This window comes from Paraburkholderia madseniana (assembly GCF_009690905.1).
Lineage (GTDB): Bacteria > Pseudomonadota > Gammaproteobacteria > Burkholderiales > Burkholderiaceae > Paraburkholderia > Paraburkholderia madseniana.
This window is the reverse complement of record NZ_VOSW01000262.1, coordinates 1-1630: the sequence shown is the minus strand read 5'-3', so window position 1 is coordinate 1630 and position 1630 is coordinate 1. Positions and strand designations below refer to the sequence as shown.

The following is a 1630-nucleotide window of genomic DNA, read 5'->3' as shown; positions in this document are numbered from 1 at the left end:
GAGAAGAGGCAGGGGAGGAGAGGAGGGGAGGAGAAGGTAGGAAGGGGAGAGATGAGGAGAGATAGAGAGAGGGAGGAAAAAGAAGAGGAATGAGAAAAGAGAGGAAAGGGGAGAGGGGGGGGAAAAAGGAGGAGGGGGGGGGGGGGAAAGAAGAAGAAGGAAGAAGAGAGGGAGAGAGGGAGAGGGGGAGAGGAGAGGGGGAGAAGAGAAAGAGAGAGAAAGGGAGGAGGGGGGGAAGGGAAAGAAGGAAGAGAAGGAGAAAGGAGGGAGGAAGGGAAAAGAGGAAGAAGGAAGGAGGAAAAGAGAAGAGAGAAAAGGAGGAAGAAAAGAGAGGAGGAGGAGAAAGAGAGAGGGGAAGAGGAGAGAAAAAAGAGGGAGAAGGGAAAGGGAGAAGGAGGAGAGAAAGAAAGGAGGAGGGGAGAAGAGGAGAGAGGGGGAGGGAAGAGAAAAGGAGAGAGGGAAAGAAGAGGAGGGGGGGGAGGGGGAGAAGGGAGAAAAGGAGAGGGGGAGGGAGGAGAAGAGGAAGGGAAGGAAGGAAGGAAAGGGAGGGGGGAAAGGGAAGAAAGGAGGAAGAAGGGGGAGGGAAGGAGGAGGGAAAGAAAGGGAAAAGGAAGAAGGAAGGGGAAGGGGGAGAGGAAGAAGAGAGGAGAGGGGAAGGGGAAGAAAGAAAAGAGAGAGAAAAGGGAAGGGAAGAGAGAAAGAAGAGAAGGGAGGAGGAAGGGAAAAGGAGAAAGAGGAGAGAGAAGAGAAGAGGGGGGAAAGGGAGAAGAGAGAAGAGGAAGGAGAGAGAAGGGGAGGAGAGAGAGGAGGAGGGGGGGGGGGAGAGGGGAAGGGGAGAAGGGGAGGAGGAGGGAGGGGGGGGGGAGGGGGAAAGGGAGAGAGAAGAGAGAGAAGGGAAGAAAGAGAAAGGGGAAAAGGGAAAGGAAGGAAGAAGAAGAGGAGGAGAAAAGAGAAAAGAGAGGGGAAAGGAAAAAGAGGAGGAAAGAGAGGAAAGGAAGGAGGAGAAGAAAGGGAAGAGGAGAAAGGAGGAGAGGGAAGGAAGAAAGGGGAGAAAAGGGAGGGAAAGAGAGGGAGGGAAAAAAAAGGAGGGAGAAGGGAGGAAAGGGAGAAGGGGGGAGGAAGAAAAAGGAGGGGAAGAAGAAAAAGGGAGGAGGGGAAGGGAAGGGAAAGGGGAGGAGGAAGAAGAAGGAGGAAAGAAGGGAGAGGAGAGAGAAAAAGAGAAGGGAGAAGGAAAGAGGGGAGAGGAAGAAGAGGAGAGAGGGGAGAAGAGGAAGGAGAAGGGAAAGAAGAAGGGAGAGGGGAGAGAGGAGAAGAAGGAGGAAAGGGAGAAGAGGAAAAAAGAGGAGGGAAAAAAGAGAGAAGAAGGAAAGAGAGGGGAGAAAAAAGGGGGGGAAGAAGGAGAAGAAAGAAAGGGAAGAAAAAGAAGAAGAAGGGAGGGGAGAGGAGAGAGAGGAGAAAGGGAGGAAGGGAGAAAAGAAAGAGGGGAAGGGAGAAAGGGAGGAAGGAGGGAGGGAGAGGAGAGGGGGAAGAGGAGGGAAAAGGAGGGGAAGGGGGGAGGGGAGAAGGGAGGAGAGGGGAGGAGAGGAAAGGAGAAGAAAGGAAAAAGAACAGAGGGAGAGAGAAGGAGAAG

At 53.4% G+C, this 1630-nt stretch carries 1 protein-coding gene; it reads left to right on the top strand.

Going from position 1 to position 1630, the window contains the following annotated elements:
- Window positions 1–89: 89 nt before the first annotated feature.
- Window positions 90–1630: hypothetical protein (locus FSO04_RS49125; RefSeq protein WP_199203122.1), on the top strand; the 1541-nt coding region annotated here is incomplete at its 3' end.